This window comes from Brucella tritici (genome assembly GCF_008932285.1).
GTDB lineage: Bacteria > Pseudomonadota > Alphaproteobacteria > Rhizobiales > Rhizobiaceae > Brucella > Brucella tritici.
Genome location: NZ_WBVY01000005.1, coordinates 91,197 through 108,568 on the forward strand (window position 1 = coordinate 91,197; position 17,372 = coordinate 108,568).

Sequence of the window (17,372 nt, forward strand, 5' to 3'; positions counted from 1 at the left end):
GGCGGGCTCCTCCTTGTCAATCACGACATAATGAGAGGGCGACATTGCCTCGGCAAGCGATTATATAAAGCGAAAGCCGGATATATGCAGGCCCCGATATACGCGGGCGTTGACATTCGCGTCGCGCTGCGCCACCTGAAAACAGGTACAGTTAAGAACAGAGCAAAATGTCTTCCGAGACCGTCAGCTATTTTTCGCATCCATTTCCTCGCCGCCAGTCGGTTGGCGTCAGTGTCGGTGGCGTTATCGTCGGCGGCAGTGCGCCCGTCGTCGTGCAGTCAATGACCAACACGGACACTGCGGATGTGGACTCTACAGTCGCGCAGGTGGCTGCACTTCACCGTGCCGGTTCGGAAATCGTGCGCATCACGGTGGATCGCGATGAATCGGCTGCTGCCGTGCCGAAAATCCGCGAACGGCTGGAACGTCTTGGCCATGATGTGCCGCTGGTTGGCGACTTCCATTATATTGGTCACAAGCTGCTGGCCGATCATCCGGCCTGTGCGGAAGCACTTGCAAAATATCGTATCAATCCGGGCAATGTCGGTTTCAAGGACAAGAAGGACAAGCAGTTCGCCGATATCGTCGAAATGGCGATCCGCTATGACAAGCCGGTGCGCATCGGCGTGAACTGGGGTTCGCTCGATCAGGAACTCCTGACCGCGCTGATGGATCGTAATCAGGATGCGGGCGCGCCATTGAGCGCGCAGGAAGTCATGCGCGAGGCCATTGTGCAGTCGGCTCTGATTTCCGCCAATCTTGCCGAAGAGATCGGTCTTGGCCGCGACAAGATCATCCTGTCGGCCAAGGTCAGTCAGGTGCAGGACCTGATTGCCGTCTATACGATGCTGGCGCAGCGTTCCAATCATGCACTGCATCTGGGCCTCACTGAAGCCGGCATGGGCACCAAGGGCATTGTCGCCTCGTCGGCGGCCATGGGTATTCTGTTGCAGCAGGGCATCGGCGACACGATCCGCATTTCGCTGACCCCGGAACCGGGCGGCGACCGCACCCGTGAAGTGCAGGTGTCACAAGAGCTTCTGCAGACCATGGGTTTCCGGCAATTTATTCCGATTGTTGCGGCGTGTCCCGGTTGCGGACGCACGACGTCGACCGTGTTTCAGGAACTGGCCCAGACCATTCAGGACGATATCCGCCGCAACATGCCGGTCTGGCGTGAGAAATATCCCGGCGTGGAAGCGCTGTCGGTCGCAGTGATGGGCTGCATTGTCAACGGGCCGGGCGAATCGAAGCACGCTGATATCGGCATCTCGCTTCCCGGCACGGGCGAAACGCCGTCCGCACCGGTCTTTGTCGATGGCAAGAAAGTCACGACGTTGCGCGGTCCTGCTATTGCCGAGGACTTCCAGAAAATGGTTGCCGATTACATCGAGAACCGCTTCGGACTCGATCAGAAAATTGCTGCTGGCCAGAACTAAGCGGTACAGGTGACCGCGCGCGTAGCGGTCTCTGGTGTAGCCTTTAATGTTGCTGCCCAGAAGATGAGCGTGACAAGGCTGATGCCTGCGCCGAGCAGGCAAACGCCATTCCAGCCCGCATGAGCATAGATCCAGGTTGAAACTGCCGAACCGCTTGCGCTGCCGATGGAATAGAAAACCATGTAGGCGGCGGTGAGCCTGTTTTGTGCGTCCGGGCGCACACGGTAGATCATCGCCTGATTGGTGACGTGGACAGCCTGAAGGCCGAAGTCGATAATCAGCACGCCTGCGATCAGCCAGAGCAGCGAATGTCCCAGCAGGGCTATCAGGCCCCAGGAAATGAGCATCAACAATAAGGCGAAGCCCGTCATGCGCTGTGCGTGGCCGCGGTCGGCAACGCCGCCTGCACGCGACGCGGCAAGCGCTCCGGCAGCACCTGCCAGACCAAACAGACCGATCTCAGCATGGCTCAGTTCGAAAGGTGGTGCACTGAGCGGCATGACCATTGGGGCGAGTAAAGTGGTGATATCGGCGAAGATCAGCATCGCGATGATGGCGCGAATGCGCAGCACCGACTCGGAGCGAAACAACGTCACAAGCGACAGAATGAGTGCTGGATAGCTGACGCTGGTCGGCTGGCGTTTCTGGTCGGGCAGGCTGCGCCAGAGCAGGAGCGCGATCAGAAGCGTGAGAATGGCGGAAACGAAGTAGACGCTGCGCCAGCCGCCAATGTCGGTGAGGGCGCCTGCTACGGCGCGCGCCAGCAATATGCCGAGCACAATGCCGCTGGTTACGATGCCCACCACATGGCCGCGCCGTGCTGGTGCTGCGAGGCTGGCCGCATAGGCGACAAGGGCCTGTGTTACGACGGCGAGCAGGCCCATAAAAGCCATGGCGACCAGAAGCACGGTGGCATTGGCCGCAAAACCGATTGCGATCAGGGACAGGACCGATAGAAGAAAATGCGCGATGATGAGTTTGCGCCGGTTGAGCAGATCGCCAAGCGGGACAAGGAATATCAGGCCAATTGCATAACCGAGCTGGCTGGCAGCGACGATGAGGCCTGCTGTTGAACGCTTGAGGCCGAGGTCATCGGCCATCACATCGAGTAGCGGATGGGCGAAATAGACATTGGCCACCGCCAGTCCGCTTGCAGCCGCAAACAAAAAGAGGGTGGCCGAAGAGAGCAAAGGGCGTGCATCAGGGTTTGCGGACAGCGTTGCTGCCGCATCGGGTGAAGGTCGCATGAGGGACTCCTGCAAAATAGTTTCAAAATGAAACCATTTTGCTTGTAGCGAAAAAGGTTTTATATTGCAACCAGATTGCAATCGATGGAGTGAACATGGTTCGGAAGAAAAGCATGAAAGGCGATTATTGTCCGAGTGCGCGTGCGCTTGATGTGATCGGCGACTGGTGGTCGCTGCTGATCGTCCGTGAAGCCTTTGACGGTGTGACGCGTTTCAGCGTCTTTCAGAAGAATCTGGGGATCGCCCGCAATATTCTCTCGGAACGCCTGCGCAAGCTGACGGGCGAGGGGATCATGGAATCCGTTCCGGACCCCAATGGCGGGGCGCATCAGGAATATCGGCTGACAGCCAAAGGGCGCGATCTGCTGCCGGTCATCGTGTCGCTCAGGCAATGGGGCGAAAAACACCTATTTGCACCGGGCGAGACACATTCGCGTCTTGTCGACAGCGTGTCAGGCGAGGATGTGGCCGCGCTTGATGTTCGCGCTCAGGATGGGCGCATGCTTTCCGCCGACGATGTGGTTATCGTCAAGGTGCGTGAGGACGCTCTCTGAGTCGTTGCTTCTACGCACGTCTTTATCCCGAATGGGTTCTCACTTTCGGGAGACCTGCTTTAATTCTGGCGTTCGGCGATGAACCGCGCAGCCTGCTTCAAAATATCGGCATCCTTGCCGAAAGGCGCCAGCAGACTTTCCGCCTGGGCAACCAGTCCGGACAATTGCTTGCGCGTCCAGTCGATGCCATGGAGTGAAACCAGCGTGGCTTTTCCGGCGGCAGCATCCTTGCCGGTCGCCTTGCCCATCGCCTCCGCGTCGGCGGTAACGTCCAGAAGATCGTCGGCGAGTTGGAAGGCAAGGCCGATGGCCGAGCCGAATTCGGCCATACGCTCGCGGTCTTCGCTGGATGTGTTGGCGATGATGGCTCCGGCCTCGCAGGCGAAACGGATCAGCGCGCCGGTCTTCATTGCCTGCAACGTGATGATACCGGCTTCGTCGGGCTTGCTGGTCTCGGCCATCAGATCGAGAGCCTGTCCGCCCACCATACCTCCGAGGCCGGATGCGCGGGCAAGCGCTGCAACCAGTTGTACGCGAATTGCTGCGTCGAGATCGGTTTCATCCGACGAGATGATGTCAAAAGCATAGGTCAGAAGGCCGTCACCAGCCAAAATGGCGGCGGCTTCATCAAATGCCTTGTGCACGGTCGGCTGACCGCGCCGCAGGTCATCGTCGTCCATAGCTGGCAGATCGTCATGGACAAGCGAATAGCAGTGAATGCATTCGAGAGCGGCAGCAACACGCAGAACGGCGTCGCCACCTTTGCCGAACAAAGCGGCACTTTCGACAACGAGAAAAGGCCGGAGGCGCTTGCCGCCATTCAGGACACCGTGGCGCATGGCAGCGAGCAGCCGTTCCGGGCGGGCGATTTCTCCCGTCCTGAGGCGCTGGTCCAGAAGGCCCGTCAGCGCCATTTCCACTTCCATGGCGCGATGGTTGAGAACGGCGGTGAAATCGGTCGACAGCTTTTCCATGGCAAAGGGGATGGACGAAAGCGCCGAATTGGTCAACTGGGCACATCGATCAGCACAGGCTTTTTCATTTGAACGTCACGAAACGGCGCGTTTCGACTTGTTTCCCCGGTTGGATTATGGAATCCGGTTCAAACTTATTAAGGAATGGTTTATGTCGCTTGGGGGAAGGCAGCAGGCGGTGGCAGTGGCAAAAATCATCATCAAGAGCAAAGATGGACGCAATTATCTGGCAGATCCCGTTTGGGGCGCCCGGATTGCTCTCGTGCTCAAGATTCTGGTGATTCTGGCCGTATTGCCGATTTTCCTGCTTCTTGTGTATTCCGTGCCCTTCGTCCGCCCGATTTCGACCCTCATGGTCAAGGACTATGTTCTGTTTCAGGGCGTGGACCGCAGATGGGTCAGTATCGACGACGTCGCGCCGGTTCTCGTCAATTCGGTGATGATGGCCGAGGATGGCCAGTTCTGTAGCCACGGTGGGGTGGATTGGCATCAGCTTGGGCTGGTTCTGGACGATGCGGGCGAGGGTGGCCCGAGCCGCGGCGCTTCCACGATCACGATGCAGACAGTGAAGAACCTCTTCCTCTGGAATGGGCGCTCTTATGTCCGCAAGGGGCTCGAATTTCCGCTGGCGCTGGCTGCTGACGGTATTCTGCCCAAAAAGCGCATTATGGAAATCTATCTGAATATCGCCGAGTGGGGACCGGGCATTTACGGGATCGAGGCCGCAGCCCAGCATTATTTCAAGCGCCCCGCAGCAAAACTTAACGCGCAGCAATCCGCACTGCTTGCCGTCACGTTGCCGAACCCGGCCTTGCGCAATCCAGCCAAGCCGACGCGGAACATGCAGCGTATTGCCCGGATCGTTGCCGGACGCGCTGCACGGTCGGGGCCCTATGTGGTTTGCGTGCAATAAATACGCGATACGAAAAAAAGATCAGACTCCCGCTGGTCAAACGCCGTTAGAGCGTGTATAGGCACGTGACTTTCCGGAATTTTGTCCGATGTGACAGGCTCTTCGGGGCCGTGCCGGACGTTTATTGACCGATCAGTGGAGCTGGATCCATGGCAGTACCAAAACGAAAAACGTCTCCGTCGAAGCGCGGCATGCGCCGTTCGGCTGACGCTCTTAAGGCCCCGACCTATGTCGAGGACAAGAACTCGGGCGAACTTCGTCGTCCGCATCATATCGATCTGAAGAGCGGTATGTATCGCGGCCGTCAGGTCCTCGAAGCCAAGGAATAAGTCTGACGCTGCATTGCAGCCGAAAGATGGCTTTCAAAAACGCCGTTTCCGGTTTCCGGAAGCGGCGTTTTCTTTTGTGCGGCCTTCTCTGCAAACTGCATGAAAAGGCCGTATGAAGCGGCCTTGATCGAGAACAATTATTGAAAATCAGCCTGCGTCATATGCAAAGCCTGCGCCTTCGATGCCGGAAATGGCTGCAATCTCGTCATTGTCCGATGTGTCGCCGGAAATACCGACTGCACCGAGGATTTCGCCGCCTGCATCCTTTATCAGAACGCCACCCGGCACCGGCACGACCTTGCCGCCCGACACGCCCGAGAGGCCTTCCAGGAAGTGTGGACGGTCCTTTGCCTGATTGTTCAGCCAGCGTGAGCCGGTGCCGACCGCAAGCGCGCCATAGGCCTTGCCCGAGCCGATCTCGAAGCGGAGCATGGACGCGCCGTCCTGACGTTGGAAAGCCTTCACATGGCCGCCCGCATCGAGAACGCAAACAGCCAGCGGCTTCAGTTTCAGCTCCGCCGCCTTGGCAAAGGCACCGGCAATAATCCCATTGGCTTGTTCGAGCGTCAGTGAAGGCATGGATAATCTCCTATTTATAGCTAAATGTAATTTAGCGATCATGACCGGCAATGCACACTCCAATGCTGCTCGCCATGGGAAAAACACTTTATCGATTTTCATGAAGACGGTTGCTGACGCACTGCAAAGCTTGCCAAGGCCGGAATTTTGGTCTTTGTGTTGCGCAACATTTCAAGGAGGAAAGAATGTCCGACCAGAAAGCCATCGTCATTGCCAGCGCTGCGCGTACCGCAGTGGGCGCTTTCAACGGTGCGTTTGCCAATATCCCCGCACATGAACTGGGTGCGACGGTCATCAAAGGCGCGTTGGAACGCGCCGGTGTGGCGGCGACTGATGTGGACGAGGTTATTCTCGGACAGGTGCTGACGGCAGGTGAAGGGCAGAACCCGGCGCGGCAGGCAGCCATGGACGCCGGTTGCCCAAAGGAGACAACGGCCTTCTCGATCAACCAGCTATGCGGTTCGGGTTTGCGGGCGGTCGCGCTCGGCATGCAGCAGATTCTTTCCGGCGATGCCAAGATCATCGTGGCAGGCGGCCAGGAATCCATGTCCATGGCGCCGCATTGCGCGCATTTGCGTTCGGGCGTGAAGATGGGCGACTTCAAGATGATCGACACCATGCTGAAGGACGGCCTGACCGATGCCTTCAATGGCTACCACATGGGGATCACGGCGGAAAATATCGCCCGCCAGTGGCAGTTGACCCGCGCCGATCAGGATGAGTTCGCACTGGCCTCCCAGCAGAAGGCGGAAGCTGCACAGACTGCCGGCAGGTTCGAGGATGAAATCGTTCCCTTCACCGTGAAAGGTCGCAAGGGGGATGTAGTTGTCTCAGTAGACGAATATATCCGTCCCGGTACGACGATGGAGGCTCTGACCAAGCTGAGACCGGCTTTCGACAAGGAAGGAACGGTTACAGCGGGTAACGCATCCGGGATTAACGATGGCGCTGCGGCTGTCGTTCTGATGGATGCGGATGAGGCTGCCAAACGTGGTGTGAAGCCGCTGGCTCGCATCGTTTCCTGGGCGACGGCTGGCGTTGATCCGTCGATCATGGGAACGGGGCCGATTCCGGCGACGAAGAAGGCATTGGAAAAGGCAGGCTGGAGCGTCGGTGATCTCGATCTGGTCGAAGCCAACGAAGCCTTTGCTGCGCAGTCCTGCGCCGTTGTCCGTGATCTTGGCCTCAACCCGGATATCGTCAATGTCAATGGCGGAGCAATTGCGATCGGACATCCGATAGGTGCCTCCGGCGCGCGCGTTCTGACAACGTTGCTTTACGAAATGCAGCGCCGTGATGCCAAGCGCGGTCTGGCGACACTTTGCATCGGCGGCGGCATGGGCGTTGCCTTGTGCGTCGAGCGCGACTGACCTTCGCCTTTATCAGAACAGAGGCGGGCGGAGAAATAGCTCCGTTCGCCTTTTTGTTTCCGCAATGAGACGTTTGAAATCGGCGGGGTCGGGCATACGGAATTGCCGGAAAAGTTAATGCGAAATCGAAGAAATGCTCATCAAGGTTCGTCTGGTTTCGATTTTCTATGGTGTGTCGGGCACTTTGAACACCAGATGTGGTGAGAACAAATGGAGAAACTTTGCGGATCAGCGATTCGTCGCCGATTCGTTCCGGCTTTGGCCTGAAGGTTAATGAAGATCGTGTTCGCAACCGTTCAGGCATTAACGAACTATCAGTAATCATTAAGATTTTCTGAAGAATAGCCTTGCTACCGGAACAGCCTGTTGACAGGTTTTGCCAAAAGTTAACGGCGGTGTCGTTTCGCGTCAGGAAAACACAGAAAAGCGGAACATCCGATTCATCATATTGTGGGGTTTTGTGTTAGGCTTACTATATGTTGCCGTGAACAAAAGGCGAAGCTATTCGAGTCAGCGATTCGTCGCCGATTCGTTCCAGAGTCGTTCCAATCGTTAATCGACAAGTTATTGGCCGGTTGCGTATCGGTCGCCGAAAGGCTGGCAACTCGTCCATATTGAAACTTAACAGGAGCGCTTCCGGTGCAGGTCGTATAGTGCTATCGCAAGAACCAGCATCCAGCCCGTGACGGGCGCTTGTACCGGGAACCCGATTATTGGCATGAACCAACTCCCTGCCCATGATTTGCCGCTGACCTTGAGTGGCCGCGATGTGACTGCGGTGCTTGGGCCGACCAATACCGGCAAAACGCATCTGGCCATCGAACGCATGCTGTCGCATGGAAGCGGGATGATCGGCCTGCCGCTGCGCCTTCTGGCGCGCGAGGTCTATAACCGCGTCGTGGAACGGGTTGGTGCGGCCAATGTCGCGCTGGTCACAGGTGAGGAAAAGATCGTGCCGCCCGGCGCGCGCTATTCCGTCTGCACGGTTGAGGCCATGCCGCGCCGCACCGATGTGGCTTTCGTGGCCATCGATGAAGTGCAGCTCGCCGGTGATCTGGAGCGGGGCCATATATTCACCGACCGCATCCTGCATCTGCGCGGACGGCAGGAGACGCTCCTGCTTGGTGCAGGGACCATGCGCGGCATTCTGGAAAAGCTTCTGCGCGGCATCAATGTGGTGACGCGTCCGCGCCTGTCGCATCTGGCCTATGCAGGGTCCAAGAAGATTACCCGCCTGCCGAACCGTTCCGCCATTGTCGCCTTTTCCGCCGACGAGGTTTATGCGATTGCCGAACTGATCCGCCGCCAGCGCGGCGGGGCGGCGGTGGTGATGGGCGCGCTCAGCCCGCGCACACGCAATGCACAGGTAGAGCTTTACCAGTCGGGCGATGTCGATTTTCTGGTGGCGACCGATGCTATCGGGATGGGGCTCAATCTGGATGTCGACCATGTTGCCTTTGCGCAGAACCGCAAATTCGACGGCTATCAGTTCCGCGATCTGACGCCCGCAGAAGTGGGACAGATCGCCGGGCGTGCGGGCCGACACCTGCGTGACGGCACCTTCGGCGTGACGGGGCAGGTGCATCCGTTTGACGAAGAGCTGGTCGAGCGGGTGGAAGCGCATAATTTCGATCCGGTGAAGGTCCTGCAGTGGCGCACGGCCCGTTTCGACTTTTCATCGCTCGATTCCCTGCGATATTCTCTGGAAACACCCGCGCCGATCGAAGGATTGGCCAAGGCTTTGCCGGCCGTCGATCAACAAGCGCTTGAAAATTTGTCGAAAGACGAAGAGATTGTGCGGCTCGCCAAGACACCGGCACGCATCGAGCTTTTGTGGGACGCCTGCGCGCTGCCCGATTATCGCAAGATCGCGCCGGCGCAGCATGCCGATATCATTGCAACCATCTATCAGGATCTTGTCCGCCGAGGGAGCGTCGATGAAGATTATATGAGCGAACAGGTGCGCCGCGCCGATAGCACAGAGGGGGAAATTGACACCCTGTCGCATCGTGTGGCGCAAATTCGAACCTGGACTTTTGTGTCGCACAGGCCGGGATGGCTTGCCGATCCGACACACTGGCAGGAAAAGACGCGCGAAATTGAGGACAGATTGTCCGACGCGCTGCATGAAAGGTTGACGAAACGCTTTGTAGACCGCAGGACAAGCGTGCTTATGAGGCGCCTGAGAGAGAATGCCATGCTTGAAGCAGAAATCAGCCCTGCCGGAGACGTGATTGTCGAAGGCCACAATGTCGGGCAACTGGAAGGATTCCGTTTTACCGCTGACGTTCAGGCCGAGGGGCCGGACGCAAAGGCGGTGAAGTCGGCTGCACAAAAGGCGCTGGCCGCCGAGTTCGAACGCCGCGCGGAGCGCTTTGCTGCTGCGCCGAACGGCGATTTCGCGCTCGGCTCGGATGGCGTTATGCGCTGGGTTGGTGCAACGGTCGCAACGCTGGTTGCAGGTGATGACCTGCTGAAACCGCGCGCGGTGATCCTGGCCGACGAACAACTTACCGGAGCGGCGCGCGACAAGGTTGCCGCGCGTATCGAACGGTTCGTCGCCCATCATATCGAAACCGTTCTGAAGCCGCTCACCGATCTGGCTGCCGCTGATGCCCTGACCGGCATGACACGCGGCCTTGCTTTCCAGATCGTCGAGAACCTTGGTATTCTTCCGCGCCGCGATGTGGCAGAGGAAGTGCGTGGGCTCGATCAGGATTCGCGCGCGGCGCTACGCCGTCTCGGTGTGCGTTTCGGCGCCTATCACGTATTCATGCCCATGCTGCTGAAGCCCGCTCCGGCTGGCCTCATCACGCTGCTCTGGGCGCTCAAGAATGATGGCCGCGAACGGGCCGGTTATGGCGACGTCGTGAATGTGTTGGCGGCTGGCCGCACGTCGGTCGTGGTCGATCCGGCGTTCGATCCGATGTTCTACCGTCTGGCAGGCTATCGCGTGCTGGGCCGCCGTGCCGTGCGCATCGATATTCTGGAACGACTTGCTGATCTGATCCGTCCGGCGCTTGCCTGGCGTCCGGGGTCCGGTGCGCGTCCGGATGGCGCTTATGACGGCGGACGGTTCATCGTCACGCCTGCCATGATGTCCATTCTCGGTGCGACCACCGACGATATGGAAGAAATCCTGAAGAGCCTCGGCTATCGTCACGAGGCAATGGAAGCCGCTGCCGTCACGGCGAAGCTTGCTGAGCTGGATGCTTTCGCGGCTGAAGCTGCCGCCAAGGAAGCTGGCGTTTCGCCGGTCGCAGAGGCTGAGAACCCTGCTGTGCCAGCGGCTGAACCTGTGCCCGCACCGGCGGTTGTTGTCGCTGAGACGGAAACCGAAGCCAAAGCGGAAGAAGCTGCATCTGTAGCGGCAGAAACCGAACCGGCAGGTGAAATCGCAGAAGCGGTGGTTGAAGAACCGAAGCCTGTTCTTCTGTGGCGTCAGGGGCGTTTTGAAGGCCGCAACCGCAATCAGGATCAGAACCGTCAGCGTCAAAATCGCGGTAACCAGAATCGTGGTCATCAGAACCGCGATCAGGGCGGCGAAGCACGCAAGTCGGAAGGCGGAGCAGAGCAGCAGGCGCGCAATGATCGTGGCGGCAAGCGCTTCGACAAGCAAAAGCGTCATGACGGCGAAGGCAAGCGCGAAGGTTCCAAGGGTGACTTCCGTGGTGGCAATCAGCGTCAGCCGAAGCGCGATCATGGTCATCAGGGCGGCAAACGTGTGGAGCAGGAACGTCCTGCACGTATCGATCCCGATTCGCCTTTCGCCAAGCTTCTTGCTCTGAAAGAGCAGATGAAGAAGTAAGATGACTGCAGAAGCGGGCGCAAGACAGCGAATCGACAAGTGGCTGTTCTTCGCGCGCGTGGTCAAATCAAGATCGCTGGCGGCGAAACTCGCCGTCGGCGGCAAGGTCCGGGTCAACCGTGACAAGATTGAGCAGGCCGCTCATCAGGTGAAGGTTGGCGATGTGCTGACCATCACACTCGACCGTCGTATCCTCGTTTACAAGATCGTTGCTCCAGGTGAGCGCCGCGGTCCGGCGCCTGAAGCCCAGCTTCTTTATGAAGATCTTTCGCCGCCACCGGTATCTGCTACTGCGATGGCGGCGGAGGCGGTAACGCCGCAACGTGAGAGCGGAGCCGGGCGCCCGACCAAGAAAGAACGCCGTGAAACGGATCGTTTGCGCGGAAACTGATACGGACGCGTTGCCGCAGGCATCTTTTGGCGGTGATGGAAATTGCGTGTTGAACCGTCCCGGCGAAAGCCTTTTCCACGTAAAAGCCTTCAAACGAAATGCTGTTTCAGATGTGCGTGACTTCGTGACATTGCGGCGTTTGTACCCTTGTCACGGCAGGATAAAATCGTTACCTCACGCATTGTCATAAAAGGGCATGGCTGAGGCTAGTGGTCTGATTCCGACATTTGCATCCTCCCTGATACAGACGTCGAGCAAATGTCGGAAACTAAAAGACCACTAATGAACCTATGGATCTAGTGGATTTTTCGAATTTGACGTTTGAAATGAGATTGATATCGGAGGGATATCAAACGTCGAATTCAATCCACTAGCAACCATTTCCGTGCACAGTGACTTCGTGGCGAGATATTCCAAAGCCCCGAGCCGGTTGTCGGCTTGCCGGAGTATCGGCGCAAAGCTGTAGGATAGATAAGCTGCCTCTTCTGGAATTCGGGCGGCAACAGGAGTTCGACGATGACGTATGTCGTGACCGATAATTGCATTCGCTGCAAATATACGGACTGCGTCGAGGTCTGTCCGGTCGATTGCTTCTACGAAGGCGAAAACATGCTCGTCATCAATCCCGACGAGTGCATCGATTGTGGCGTATGTGAACCGGAATGCCCTGCCGAGGCGATCAGCCCCGACACCGAACCGGGCCTCGACAAGTGGCTGGAATTGAATACGGAATATGCGGCAAAATGGCCCAATATTACCGCTAAGAAGGACGCCCTGCCGGAAGCCAAGGAAATGGACGGCGTGGCTGGCAAGCTGGAGCAGTATTTCTCTGCCGAGCCCGGTAGCGGCGACTGATACCCGGCCGGCGTTGCAGGTAATGCTTGCAGTCTGCTGCAAGCTGGACGGTATTGTATAAGTATGTCTTCGTTCCGGAAGACTTCGCGCTTCCGGAATAAGTAGGTTCAACCCGGCAAAACTGCCAGGTTGTCCGACATCGCAGGAATGCAGGATTTATCACTTGCTTTTTCTGCAATGCATCGGCAGAAGACGAATGAAATCACGGGAAAACGCCCATCTTTTAGGCGTGATGCATTGCCAGATAGGACATATTTGGCAATTTGTTGATTCTTTCGCGAAATTGTGTTAGGTTGCTCCAATAATTTCGGTGACTGGACGTCAATTCGTGGCGCTATGCGTTAATCTCTGAAAGGGCTGATCTTTAGTACCGGGCTGAATGGCACCGGGGAAGATGATTGCGATTTGGCGTCGTCCCCCTCACCGTACACCCGGTCGGCTAGATTTGCCGTCAGATACGTTTTCAGTTCCAAGCCGACAAACAACTTCCGTGCTTCACTTCTCCGGAGCGCGGTCGAACATCATGTGTCAACCGGCGGGTCGCGCCGGGCACAACAGGGAGTAATGAAGCGTATGTCATCCCAGCAGAAAAAGTCTCCAGTAGCGCGTGGCGGTTTCAAGGCCGGTGAGGCCATCGTATATCCGGCTCATGGCGTCGGCCAGATCGTCACCATCGAAGAGCAGGAAGTGGCAGGCCACAAGCTCGAGCTTTTCGTGATCGATTTCGAAAAAGACAAGATGCGCCTGAAGGTGCCGGTTGCCAAGGCCGCTTCCATCGGTATGCGCAAGCTGTCGGAGACCGACTATGTTGAACGTGCACTGAAGGTCGTACAGGGCCGCGCACGTGTGAAGCGTACCATGTGGTCGCGCCGCGCCCAGGAATATGATGCGAAGATCAATTCCGGTGATCTGATCTCGATCTCGGAAGTTGTCCGCGATCTCTTCCGCGCTGAAAACCAGCCGGAACAGTCCTATTCGGAACGCCAGCTTTATGAAGCTGCCCTTGATCGCATGGCGCGCGAGATCGCTGCCGTGAACAAGCTTTCGGAAACCGAGGCTGTTCGTCTGATCGAAGCAAATCTCGCCAAGGGACCAAAGCGCGGCAAGGCCGACGCTGAAGCGGACCTCGACGATGATGAAGTCGAAGCCGCATAAGCTTTACTTCTCTTCTTTCAAAAAGGCCCGGCTCTTGCCGGGCTTTTTTTGTTTGTCAGAGCCCCATTTTCGGGAGACATGCTCTGCCCACAGCAGGAATTGGGTCCGCAGCTCTCCATGCGAGTAGAGAGCAATATTATCTGGTTAAAATTCTATTGAATTTCGCAGTCAATCATTAACCCTTCCAGTCATCTTTCTGCATAGTCAGAGATTTATCCTTGGATGGTGGGAACCTGATCGCAGCTGATGCGTTCTTCCAGACACCAGTTCGTAAGCGGGTTTGTTTTGCGGCGTAGTCATATTGGCCAAAGAATGGGCCTGGCGGGGAGTTTTGGGCGAATTCGCATGTTCGTCCAAGGAGTCTTTGTGGGACTGGCATATCCTTCCACTGAACGCCCGACGGGCGTGAGTTCAGAACAGGAGAACCAGATGAAGCAGTCATCCATGAGCAGTTCTTCCGCAGTTCCAGCCAATCGCATGCCTATGGTTGCGCGTAGCCTCCCAGCGACAGCAGCCTCTTCTCAATCCATGATCCGCAGCGCAATGTCGGCTCCCTATCTGGAGCGCGAAGAGGAGCGAGCCCTCGCCATTCGCTGGAAGGAACTGAAAGATCAGGAAGCACTACATCGTATCACATCGGCACATATGAGACTGGTCATCTCCATGGCCGGGCGCTTCCGCAAGTTCAAATTGCCGATGAACGATCTCATTCAGGAAGGTTATGTCGGTCTTCTTGAAGCTGCCGCACGTTTCGATCCCGAACGGGAAGTGCGTTTCTCGACCTATGCGTCGTGGTGGATTCGCGCGTCGATGCAGGACTATATCCTGCGCAACTGGTCCATCGTGCGTGGTGGTACAAGTTCAGCGCAAAAGGCGCTCTTCTTCAATCTGCGGCGGCTTCGTTCAAAGCTGGCCCAGTCCGATGACAACATGACCAAGGCTGAGATGTATCGGGAAATTTCCGATCAGCTCGGTGTTTCGACAAGCGATGTCGAGATCATGGACAGCCGCCTTTCCGGGCCGGATAGTTCACTGTCAGCGCCTGTGAACAACGAGGAGTCGGGCGCGTCGCGTCGCATGGATTTTCTGGTTGACGATCATCCCCTGCAGGATGAGATCGCCGAAAGTTCCATCGATATGGAACGCCGCAATCAGTGGCTCAATGTGGCGCTCGATACGCTGAACGAGCGCGAGCTGCATATCATCCGTGAGCGTCGTCTCGACGATGACGGCGTGACGCTTGAAGCGCTGGGGGAAAAGCTCGGCATCTCCAAGGAAAGGGTACGGCAGATCGAAAGCCGTGCAATGGAGAAGCTGAAGATTGCCCTGTTGAGCCAGCACGAACTGGCTGCCTATCAAGCATAAGCTGTTACGACGAGGGCAACACAAGTAGAGGGGCCGAATGGCTCCTTACTTTTGTGGTTCGGCGACTTTGCCTTCAAGACGAACGGACCAGTCCTCAACCTTGCGATTTTCGAGGCGGCGTACTGCATAGCGCTTCCAGCTGTCGGCGAGATGCAAAAGCTCCGCCATTACTGCCAGTTCGTCATAGTTCAGTGTATCGACATAGAGCAGATGCCAGACACGGTGCAGTGTCCAGTCCGGTGAAGGGCGGTCGATAAGGATCATCGTATCGCCGGTTTCCACGTGGCCTTCTTCCAGAACACGATAATACCAGCCTGTCCGCCCCGTCTTCTGGACACGCACGGCCATGTCGGCGGTTGCAAAGCGTTCGTTCAGTTTCCAGCAAGGCTGGCGGCCCTGTGAAACCTCGACAAGCGCGCTGCCGAGCCGAAACCTGTCGCCCACGGCAACATTGCGCTCGTTCAGGCCCGATGTGGAAATGTTTTCGCCGAAAGCACCACGCGCGCTCAGACGCGGGTTGTCGCCGATCTCTTCGCGCCAGACCGCATAATGATCGTGCGGATAATGATGGAGTGCCTTTTCCGGGCCGCCATGCACTTTCCGATCGCCCTGCGCATCGCAGTCCAGCCCTTCGAAAGTCACGCGGGCCTTGCCGGAAACCGGCTGCTTGTCGATGCCGCTTGGAGCGCCGCGAGCCCCGAGAGGAGCGACTTTTCCAGCAAGGACAGAGTGAATGAGAGTTTCCGTCATCGTGACTTACTCGCTGATCAGCTTCACGCGGTCGCCGACCGAAACCGTCGCTCCCGCCGACATGGCATTGAGGAGGCGGAACAGTTCCAGCTTGCGGGTGGTGCCTTGCATGCGTGCCGACAGGCTGGCCAGCGTGTCGCCTGGCTTCACTGTCACAACGCGGATGCGTAGTGGCTTGATGGCGTTTTGTTCGGCTGGTGACAGCAGGCGGAAGGATTGCGTGACCGTCTGCGAGGCGGGCAGAAGGGCATTGCTGCCTTTCGGTGCCGCTGTCAGGAAGCGATAAACCTTGTTGTTTGCTCCAATGACCACAATGTCGAACTGCCACCGGTCGGCGCTGGCGCGCGCGGTCGCTGCGGGCAAACCGTTGATGGTGGTGGTCTGGATCGAACTGTCATCGAGCCCCGTCACCCAACCGGACCGGATATAATCGGCAAGGTTTGATCCCGCCGGAAGAGAAGCGCCATCGAAACGAATGGCAACTTCGCCGGGGCCGCTTGCCATGACCGCATTGGCTGAATTGTCGATGCTGAAGCCATCTGGTGCGCGGAAAGTGACGCCGAGCTTCGGATGAATGAAGGTCTGCTCACGGACATAACCTTCATTGGGCGAGTCGCCGTAGAGAAGGCCATCAATTCCGTTGAGGAAGGAATCGCGATCCGTCGTGCCGACGCCGGGTGCGCCGATGCGGCGTGCATGACCGAGCGCAAGCTGGATGCGCTGTGGTGTTGCCGGATGGCTTGCAAGAAAGTCGAGGCTGGCATCGGTCGCGCCCGAAACCGAGCGAAAGCTCTGATAGGCTTCCATCGATTGCAGGAAACGCGCCGAAGCAAACGGGTCATAGCCGGCTTCGCCGATCATCTTGATACCGATGGCATCCGCCTGAAGTTCCTGATTACGCGAGAACTGGGCAAGCCGCAGCTTGCCGCGCAGCGCTTCTTCGCGGCTGGCAGATTCATTATGCAGGACTTCGCTGGCGACGCGCCCGGCTATGGCCGTCTCTGCTTCCTTCTCCTGCCGCAGAATACCGTGATTGGCAATGACGTGGCCCATTTCATGGGCAATCACGGCCGCGACTTCCGAAGAGTCGTTGGCGAGCGCGAGCAGGCCGCGCGTAACGTAGAGATAGCCGCCCGGCAATGCGAAGGCATTGATATTGGGACTGTCGAGGATGGTGATGCGATAGGTCTGATCCGGCTTGTCGGTAACGGTCGTCAGCTTGCCAACGATTTTCGCCACCATACGCTCAAGCTTCTGGTCCTTGTACTCACCGCCATAGGTCGCGAGGATGCGCGGATGCTGCTGGGCACCGAGCTGCGCCAGCCGGTCATTGCGCGTCACATTGTCGACAGTTACGGGATTGTCGGAAGGCTGTAGTCCCAGATCCTTGCTGGAATTGATCGACTGGCAACCTGAAATCAGGGCGACCGCAAGCAAGCCAAGACCGATGGCTGGCTTCCGCCAATTTTGCTGCGTCCATTCTGGCAGAGAGATGGGGAGACGCAGGAAGGCCCGGAAACGGGTCGATTGACGGAACAGTATTTTATCCTCGCTTCTGAATCAGATTGCTTGATCCGGGACCAAATCTAGCCACAGACCAGAAAGCGTACAAGTCGTACATGGGCACTATAAGAAAGCTGTAG

General features: G+C 57.6%; 15 protein-coding genes. 10 read left to right on the forward strand and 5 right to left on the reverse strand.

The genetic code is table 11. From position 1 onward, the window contains the following. Positions 1–167 precede the first annotated feature (167 nt). The gene (ispG, locus tag F9K94_RS19410) at positions 168–1,439 is read left to right on the forward strand and encodes a flavodoxin-dependent (E)-4-hydroxy-3-methylbut-2-enyl-diphosphate synthase (RefSeq protein WP_151647837.1); all 1,272 of its coding nucleotides are present in this window, start codon (positions 168–170) and stop codon (positions 1,437–1,439) included. On the opposite strand, the gene F9K94_RS19415 is transcribed toward ispG, so the two are convergent. Next, positions 1,436–2,686, reverse strand: a complete 1,251-nt coding sequence (locus F9K94_RS19415) for an MFS transporter (protein WP_151647839.1) — start codon at positions 2,684–2,686, stop codon at positions 1,436–1,438. The genes ispG and F9K94_RS19415 overlap by 4 nt on opposite strands. Positions 2,687–2,781: 95 nt before the next feature. Between F9K94_RS19415 and F9K94_RS19420 the strand changes: the two genes are divergently transcribed. Next, on the forward strand, positions 2,782–3,240 hold the full coding sequence (locus tag F9K94_RS19420) for a winged helix-turn-helix transcriptional regulator (RefSeq protein ID WP_151647841.1): 459 nt from the start codon (positions 2,782–2,784) through the stop codon (positions 3,238–3,240). A 59-nt stretch (positions 3,241–3,299) separates the two neighbouring features. Here the strand turns inward: F9K94_RS19420 and F9K94_RS19425 are convergent, their stop codons facing one another. Beyond that, a complete protein-coding gene (locus F9K94_RS19425; RefSeq protein WP_151647980.1) occupies positions 3,300–4,214 on the reverse strand; it encodes a polyprenyl synthetase family protein in 915 nt (304 codons plus the stop codon). Between the two features lie 184 nt (positions 4,215–4,398). Between F9K94_RS19425 and mtgA the strand changes: the two genes are divergently transcribed. Next, a complete protein-coding gene (gene mtgA / locus F9K94_RS19430; RefSeq protein ID WP_192799541.1) occupies positions 4,399–5,127 on the forward strand; it encodes a monofunctional biosynthetic peptidoglycan transglycosylase in 729 nt (242 codons plus the stop codon). Positions 5,128–5,276: 149 nt separating this feature from the next. Then, entirely contained in the window at positions 5,277–5,456 is a 180-nt protein-coding gene (gene rpmF, locus F9K94_RS19435) for a 50S ribosomal protein L32 (protein ID WP_006467787.1), read from the forward strand. Between the two features lie 147 nt (positions 5,457–5,603). Here rpmF and F9K94_RS19440 read toward each other — a convergent pair whose 3' ends face one another. After that, positions 5,604–6,035 carry a GlcG/HbpS family heme-binding protein gene (locus F9K94_RS19440; RefSeq protein ID WP_151647843.1) on the reverse strand — a complete coding sequence of 144 codons (432 nt, stop codon included), beginning with the start codon at positions 6,033–6,035 and terminating at the stop codon, positions 5,604–5,606. A 185-nt stretch (positions 6,036–6,220) separates the two neighbouring features. Here F9K94_RS19440 and F9K94_RS19445 point away from each other — a divergent pair, with 185 nt between their 5' ends. The 6 genes from F9K94_RS19445 (at position 6,221) to F9K94_RS19475 (ending at position 14,979) form a co-directional block, all read left to right on the forward strand. Further along, positions 6,221–7,405, forward strand: coding sequence for an acetyl-CoA C-acetyltransferase (locus F9K94_RS19445; RefSeq protein ID WP_010661441.1), 1,185 nt, complete (start codon positions 6,221–6,223; stop codon positions 7,403–7,405). 718 nt (positions 7,406–8,123) lie between these two features. After that, on the forward strand, positions 8,124–11,213 hold the full coding sequence (locus F9K94_RS19450) for a helicase-related protein (protein ID WP_151647845.1): 3,090 nt from the start codon (positions 8,124–8,126) through the stop codon (positions 11,211–11,213). A gap of 1 nt (position 11,214) precedes the next feature. Continuing rightward, positions 11,215–11,604, forward strand: a complete 390-nt coding sequence (locus tag F9K94_RS19455; RefSeq protein ID WP_010661439.1) for an RNA-binding S4 domain-containing protein — start codon at positions 11,215–11,217, stop codon at positions 11,602–11,604. 516 nt (positions 11,605–12,120) lie between these two features. Beyond that, positions 12,121–12,459, forward strand: a complete 339-nt coding sequence (gene fdxA, locus F9K94_RS19465; RefSeq protein WP_061347990.1) for a ferredoxin FdxA — start codon at positions 12,121–12,123, stop codon at positions 12,457–12,459. A gap of 573 nt (positions 12,460–13,032) precedes the next feature. Continuing rightward, entirely contained in the window at positions 13,033–13,614 is a 582-nt protein-coding gene (locus F9K94_RS19470; protein ID WP_006471273.1) for a CarD family transcriptional regulator, read from the forward strand. 429 nt (positions 13,615–14,043) lie between these two features. Beyond that, entirely contained in the window at positions 14,044–14,979 is a 936-nt protein-coding gene (locus tag F9K94_RS19475; protein ID WP_061347991.1) for an RNA polymerase factor sigma-32, read from the forward strand. 45 nt (positions 14,980–15,024) lie between these two features. On the opposite strand, the gene F9K94_RS19480 is transcribed toward F9K94_RS19475, so the two are convergent. After that, complete coding sequence (locus F9K94_RS19480; RefSeq protein ID WP_151647847.1) at positions 15,025–15,729, reverse strand: MOSC domain-containing protein; 705 nt, start codon at positions 15,727–15,729, stop codon at positions 15,025–15,027. A gap of 6 nt (positions 15,730–15,735) precedes the next feature. Then, on the reverse strand, positions 15,736–17,217 hold the full coding sequence (gene cdlP, locus F9K94_RS19485; RefSeq protein WP_061347993.1) for a cell division protease CdlP: 1,482 nt from the start codon (positions 17,215–17,217) through the stop codon (positions 15,736–15,738). Positions 17,218–17,372 lie beyond the last annotated feature (155 nt).